Genomic DNA, 6,571 nt, shown 5'->3' with positions numbered 1-6,571 from the left:
CGCCGGCGCGACGAGACCGAGCAGAACCAGATGATGCAAGGTGCGCGCGGAAAACAAGGCCACCGTCAATGCACAGAGCGGCGCCACAAAGGCGATGAAGGCGGCTGCGCCAGCCAGCGCGAAAGCGCCGCGGCGCATCGCCTTATCGGCGCAATGCGCCTCCCGCAGGCGCCACATGCCCGCAATGCCGATCGCAGCGAGCACAAGGATCAGAAACGGGTCGAAATTCCAACTGGTAGAAAGCGTATCCGGCGTCGGCGCGGGACCACAATACGGTTCGTATCCAGCCATCCTATCCGCCCCTCCGGAAATCGCTGTGACGCGGCTAGTGCCCTTTTACTTTCAGCCTGCTGCCACGCGCTCAACGCAGCGGGCGCGCATCGTGTTCCAACGCCCGCTCAGATACTCGCCCGCATTCTTCCTGTGATCACATCATCGTGGGATCACGCGATCCTGTGCTTTTGTTGATGGCGATCGGAACACTCACGCTGCACGCTCGTTTCACCCGCGATGCACAGTGAAAACGACGCTGATGGCGCCGCAGCCGCGCCCCTTCCTCCCATACGCGACCGAACCTTGACGGTGAATTTGTGGGCGATGAGCCTGATCGCGCTCGCCATGTTCGCCCTCGCCCTGCCCTTCATCGTCCTGCTGACAGGCGAACGAGCAACGGCAAGAGAATCCCTCTGGGCCTTCTCAATGGGGCTCGGTTTCGGCGCGCTGGCACTCGCGACGCTGCAATTCGCGCTGACCGGGCGGCTTCGCTGGCTGACACATCCCTTCGGCGCGGATATCGTCTATCTGTGCCATCGCTATCTGAGCTGGGCTGCGCTCGCGCTTATGCTGTCGCATTTCGGCATTCTCTATATCTGGTACCAGCCGGCTTTGGGCGCATTGAATCCGCTTGAGGCGCGTTGGGAGCTGACCTCCGGGCGCGTCGCGCTGACCTGCTTCATCGCTTTGGTGATCAGCTCACAGTTCCGCAAATCGCTGAAACTGCCCTATGAATGGTGGCGCTATCTGCATATCGCGCTCGCCATGATCGGCTTTGCCGCCGCCGTCGCGCACGTCCTCGGCGTGGGCACCTATACAGCCGCAGCCGACAAGCGCGCCCTCTGGATCGGCGTTACCGTCGGCTGGGTGGGGCTGCTTGCCTGGTCGCGGATCGGGCGGCCATGGCTGCAAGCCCGCAATCCCTGGATCGTCACCGCCAACGAGGCGGAGCGCGGCGGTGTCCATACCCTGAAGCTCGCCCCGCAGCGGCGCGGCCTGAAACACTGGAAGCCCGGCCAGTTCGCCTGGCTGTCAATCGGGCGCTCTCCCTGGGCGCTGAAGGAGCACCCCTTCACCATCTCGTCGCCGCCGGAGACGGGTCCCGATCTGTCCTTCTCGATCAAACCGCTCGGCGACGATACGGCCCGCCTCGTGGAGGTTGCCGTCGGCACGAAGGCCTATATCGACGGCCCCTATGGTGCCTTCTCGATTGATCGCGAGCCGGACGCGCCAGGCTTCGTGATGATCGCGGGCGGCATCGGAATCACGCCGATCTTCGCCAATCTGAAGGCGCTCGCGCTGCGCGGTAATCCGCGCCCCGTCATCCTTTTCTACGCCAACAAGGAGCTGTCCGATGCGAGCTTCCAGGAGGAGCTCGAGGCCATGCGCGCGCGGATCGATCTCACCATTATCCATGTGCCGGAGGATCCCCCGGAAGGCTGGGAGGGCGAGGCCGGTTTCATCGATGCGCAGGTCCTCGACCGCCACCTCCCCCGGCAAAGCCGCAACTGGCCGCATCTGATATGCGGCCCCGGCCCCATGCTGGCCGCAGTCCGTAAGGCGCTGCAGGCGCGCAATGTGCCCCTGAGTAAGATCGACAGCGAAGTCTTCGAACTCGTTTGAACGGGACCGGAACGAGCCATGCGACAATCCCGTGCCCTTGCACTCGCCTTTTTCCTGACCGCCTTCATCCTGGCCATGGCGCTTGGCTTCGCGCAGCTGTCGAGCGAGAGACGTAAAACAATAACCCTCAGCCATGACGATGCCGCGGTCCGGGAAGTCGGCACCTGCGCGCTCGCCGCCGTCAGCGCGCAGTTCTGCTGACGTGCCTGCATGTGGTTACGTGGACATGCATGCATGCACTCATGTCATCGTTTTCTGAAATGGTGAGCGAGTGCACGCTACCGTTCCCACGCCACAAAGCGCCCTTCACTCCGCCAGTCGCACCATCCGCGCGCCGGCAATGTCCGATGATATGACCACCTGTCATATGCATGCCGAGACTCATGGCGGTGGCCTGAATTGGAGGGCGCCCGCCCGCAGTGCAGGCTTGTGCGCCATCATTTCGGCCCTTCCATCTCTCACCATCTTTTGCCCGGATTGTTTTCATCAAATATCCCGGCGGCAACCCGCCTCCGTGATCTGAAAGGGAAACCGGGCGCAAGCCGCAGGCGCGGCGGCGCCGGGTGCTTCGCGCAGATCGAAAGCCTGAACGTACGACATCACAGCCGCTATGACCACGCGCCTGCATGCCAGCGCGCCGGCATGTCTGCATGACTTCATTTACCGGGATTCATGCGCCTTCAGGCTCGGCCGAAAGCCCCGAGCGCGCCGAACGTGCGTCGACGTGGGGTCACGGATGCTGTGCGCGTTGAACGAACGGCGCACAGCTGGCCCTCCGGCATGGTTGCGCCAGTACGACCGGGCCAGGCGGCGTACCCGTCATTGCGGAGTATACCGCGAACGTGGCGCCGGTTAACGCTGGTGCCGGCAAGCACTGCGACCCCCGAGACGGCGACACCCGGTTCAGGGGCCGGCAAAGGAAATCGGCCACGATGTCCTTGGATATTGCTGTAACAAGTGAAACCAGGCCCGCGCCGCGCTCCCCGTATACCCCCGGGAGCCCTGTGCAGGAATGCTCATGACGGTGCAGCCCGGTGATCAGATTTCTTCATCCCGTTATGCCCACAAGCCTTCATGTCTGCAAGCCTTCATGTCTGCAAGCCCCCACAGCGACATGTCTTCATGCCGGCGCGACTTCTTGCCAATCCGAAAGGGCGGGAGTGTCGCGGTCCGTCGGGTCTACTCGTCTGCGGCACGCGACATCGACCCGGCGGGCTTTCGGGCAGGCGATCTGTCCTGTCAATATCGCTCCGCCCTCTCGATTGTTCTGGGAAGGTCGCGGGATGACGCGCGTGCCGATATGCGCGTACTCCGCGATTATGGAGTATCACTCGTTCAGCCGGGTGCCCGCTTGAGCATCATTCTGTCAGGTGGATACCGGCTGACGGAAAAATGATGGGCCAGACGAAGACTTGGAGCCCGATCCGGAGTCGTCAGATCCCATGACGCTCCAAGTCATGCAGATCAGCGGCTTCAGCCAATGGCAACAATCCGGAAAAGTCCGCCATCGGAATCGATCCGACCCCGTCGCAACCGTTGCCGCGCAAGCAATGCAACATGTCCACACGCATGCACGTCAACGCGCAGGCGTGCTGGCGTGTGTTTATGCAGGCATGCCTGCGCGATCTTCGTTCGAAAGCATCCCAGCGGTTTCAAACGAAGCAGGCCGAGGCTTCCGGCTCGAACCTCGATCAGCATTCCACCGCTTCATTGCCGGAATGGATGAACTTCGATCGCGGCCTTGCGTTATCATTCCAGAGTGCAAGCGGCCCCGGCAGCACGGGAGCGGGCGCTTCGGAGTGATCGTTGGGCGCATCATCTTGCCCGTCGAGCGGCGCTCGGCTGCCGCGACGACCCTCCCAGCATATTGTCACACCATCATGCGGCGCAGGACGCCCGACACGGAGGCATCAGACTGATCATGGCACCGAACAGCCCCGACGAGAAACGCGACCGGAACACCCATTCGGCACGGGATGTGAGCCAGGGGGAGATCATCCTGCGCACGCCCTTGCGCAAGGCGGTTTTTCTTGGTGCGCTTGTGCTCATGGTCTTGCTGATTGTCATTCTGGGGATCATGGCCGTCGCTTTCTGATTTCCGGGCCCGGCGGGAGGGAGATCGATCGCAGGCATGCAGGCAGATCGGCGTGCATCCATTTGGGCTTGTGGACCTGAAGGCTAGGGACTTGAAGGCTTGCGTACTCGACAACTTGCCCACATGAGGTCGCGCCAGCATGTGGGCGACCTGGGATGCGTACTGATCTCGCCATGCTGCTCGCCCACCATCAGGAAACGCATCCCCGGCCCCGGCTTCACGAGGGTGACTGCTCCAAACCGTTTCCGGGTGTGGGCAGCCAGCGGCGTAGTCCTGCTTCAGGCGGTCGATGGCTCGCAGAAGAGCGGCATTTCGCCCGCTGAATACGCGCGCCAGTCGCATCCCGGCACAGGTATTAATATCTGCACCATTCGGATGAAGGCTGCGCCGTTGGATCGGATGTCTTCCCCGCGCGGCCTCTCCGCTCATCGGGGCTATCCGATGCGATCGAGCCAGCATGCCGACATGTCACCACGCTGTCACGAATTCACGCTGTCATGAATTCACGCAGGCAGGCCTTCATGTCGGCAAGGCGCCATGCAGACAAGCATTCATGCAGGCAAGCCCTCACACGGGCGCGCGGACGCGCCATCGTGCGGGCATGACCGCACGCCCACGCATTCCGCACTGCTCAGCATTTGCCCACTCATCAAAGATGGCTGGACAAACGGCTGTTCTTGCGTGTGAATCGAAAGGTCATTCCCCAAGGGGAACCAGCTGGTGGCATACAGTGGTGACCCTGTGCGGCAGTTCACGGGTGCCCGAAGGAAACGACGATGCAAAACGACGCTCTGCCGCTTGACGGCATCACCGTGGTCGATCTCTCGACGCTGCTGCCCGGCCCGCTGGCATCGTTGATGCTCGCCGAGGCCGGTGCGCGCGTGATCAAGGTCGAGCGGCCCGGCGGCGAGGATATGCGGCATTTTCCGCCGAAACTGGGGTCCTGCTCCGCGCCCTTCGCCGTGCTCAATGCCGGAAAGGAATGCATCACCCTCGATCTGAAACAGGAGCCCGATCGCGATCGCCTCGCGGCCTTGATCGCGCAGGCCGATATCGTGATCGAGCAGTTCCGCCCGGGTGTAATGGCGCGCCTCGGCCTCGATCCGGCGGCGCTGACCGAAAGCCATCCCGGTCTGATCTATTGTGCTGTAACCGGCTATGGCCAGGACGGGCCGCGCAGCGCCGAGGCGGGGCATGATCTGAACTATCAGGCCCTCACAGGGCTGCTGTCGCTTTCACCGGGAACACCGGAGGCGCCCACCGTCCCGCCTTCCCTGACAGCCGATATTGCCGGCGGAGCCATGCCGGCTGTGATCAATATCCTGCTCGCCCTGCGCCGGCGCGATCTGACCGGGCGCGGCTGCCGCATCGATATCGCCATGGCCGACGCGATGTTCACCTTCGCCTGGCTCGCCCTAGCGCAGGGGCATGCGCATGTCGCAGGCGCTGTCGGGGCAGGAGGCGAAGCACAGGATCACGGCTTCTCCGGATCACGCGATACCATGCTCACGGGCGCGAGCCCGCGCTACCAGCTTTACCCGACGGCGGATGATGCCTTCCTCGCCGTCGGCGCGCTGGAGCAGAAATTCTGGGATGCGTTCTGCGACGCCATCGCCCTGCCCGCCTCCCTGCGCAAGGACGGCGCCGACCCGCAGGCCACTCGCTTCGCAGTTCACGGGATCATCCGATCCCGTGACGCGGCGCATTGGCGCGCGCTTCTGGAGCCGCGCGATTGCTGCTGCACAATCGTGCGCTCGCTGGCCGAGGCACGTGCGGATCCGCATTTCGTCGCGCGCGGCCTGTTCGACGTGGCGGCGCAGATGCCGGAAGCGGACACGGATCACACGATACCCATTGCGACCCTGCCGATCGCCCCCGGATTGCGCCGCGCGAAAGATCTCCCGCGCCGGGTCATGCGACCGGGAGAGGCGAATGGCGAGCCTTGATAATTACGGATTCGACGGAACCTCAAGCTTTTCCTTACGTTAGGAGCGTGTGAACGTCGCCGACCAGCATGCGAAGCCGGCTTCGACGTCACGCAAGCAACAAAACCGCATCGACCGCACCGCGCAGATGATGAAAAGCGCGTTCGTCGAGGGGGAGCGGGATGGATGCAGCGATCGACGGAGTGATCGCCATGGAAACGATCCTGGCCCGATGTCTCGCCCGGCTCATTCGCAAGGGCAGCCTAACCCTGACCATGCCATCGGGAACGGTTCACAATTTCGGCGATGGCGGTGCGCCGGAGGTCACTGTACGGCTCACCGATGCCGAGGCCGTGCGCCAGCTCCTTACGAGGCCCGCGCTGCGTCTGGGAGAATTGTATATGGACGGGCGCTTCGTCATCGAAAGCGGCTCGATCTACGATATGCTGACCCTTGTGATGAACAGCGCGCCGGGCCAGCGCAACCTGCTCGGACCGGCCATCGGTCGCCGGGCGCGCGGCTTTCTCGAGCGTATCAGCGGGCGCAATGACATTCTGCGATCACGTGATAACGTCGCCCATCATTACGATCTTGACGGGCGGCTCTACGATCTCTTCCTCGATGCCGACAAGCAATATTCCTGCGCCTATTTCAC

The 6,571-nt window shown here is 63.1% G+C and carries 6 protein-coding genes and 1 pseudogene; 6 read left to right on the top strand and 1 reads right to left on the bottom strand.

Annotated features, from left to right (window positions below):
- Positions 1-291: pseudogene (locus VKP01_RS02190) on the bottom strand (cytochrome c oxidase assembly protein); the annotation flags it as partial.
- 291 nt (positions 292-582) lie between these two features.
- Between VKP01_RS02190 and VKP01_RS02185 the strand changes: the two are divergent.
- The 6 genes from VKP01_RS02185 to VKP01_RS02160 all read left to right on the top strand — a co-directional run.
- Positions 583-1,896: a ferredoxin reductase family protein gene (locus VKP01_RS02185; protein ID WP_324409999.1), complete on the top strand. Its 1,314-nt coding sequence runs from the start codon at positions 583-585 to the stop codon at positions 1,894-1,896.
- 18 nt (positions 1,897-1,914) lie between these two features.
- Positions 1,915-2,097, top strand: a complete 183-nt coding sequence (locus tag VKP01_RS02180; protein WP_324409998.1) for a hypothetical protein — start codon at positions 1,915-1,917, stop codon at positions 2,095-2,097.
- A 1,356-nt stretch (positions 2,098-3,453) separates the two neighbouring features.
- Positions 3,454-3,699 (top strand): hypothetical protein, encoded by a 246-nt coding sequence (locus VKP01_RS02175; RefSeq protein ID WP_324409997.1) that lies wholly within the window; start codon positions 3,454-3,456, stop codon positions 3,697-3,699.
- A gap of 118 nt (positions 3,700-3,817) precedes the next feature.
- A complete protein-coding gene (locus VKP01_RS02170) occupies positions 3,818-3,991 on the top strand; it encodes a hypothetical protein (protein WP_324409996.1) in 174 nt (57 codons plus the stop codon).
- 776 nt (positions 3,992-4,767) lie between these two features.
- Positions 4,768-5,937 carry a CoA transferase gene (locus VKP01_RS02165; protein WP_324409995.1) on the top strand — a complete coding sequence of 390 codons (1,170 nt, stop codon included), beginning with the start codon at positions 4,768-4,770 and terminating at the stop codon, positions 5,935-5,937.
- A 191-nt stretch (positions 5,938-6,128) separates the two neighbouring features.
- Positions 6,129-6,571, top strand: a 443-nt coding sequence (locus tag VKP01_RS02160) for a class I SAM-dependent methyltransferase (protein ID WP_324409994.1), incomplete at its 3' end; no start/stop codon positions are given.

It is taken from the genome of Saliniramus sp. (genome assembly GCF_035311605.1).
Taxonomy (GTDB): domain Bacteria; phylum Pseudomonadota; class Alphaproteobacteria; order Rhizobiales; family Beijerinckiaceae; genus Saliniramus.
Note: the sequence above shows the minus strand (reverse complement) of the source record. Positions and strands in the feature narration are given on the sequence as shown.

Coding starts and splice junctions, on each gene's coding strand:
- VKP01_RS02180 (WP_324409998.1), top strand. CDS start 1,915: ATGCGACAATCCCGTGCCCTTGCACTCGCCTTTTTCCTGACCGCCTTC.
- VKP01_RS02165 (WP_324409995.1), top strand. CDS start 4,768: ATGCAAAACGACGCTCTGCCGCTTGACGGCATCACCGTGGTCGATCTC.
- VKP01_RS02175 (WP_324409997.1), top strand. CDS start 3,454: ATGTCCACACGCATGCACGTCAACGCGCAGGCGTGCTGGCGTGTGTTT.
- VKP01_RS02170 (WP_324409996.1), top strand. CDS start 3,818: ATGGCACCGAACAGCCCCGACGAGAAACGCGACCGGAACACCCATTCG.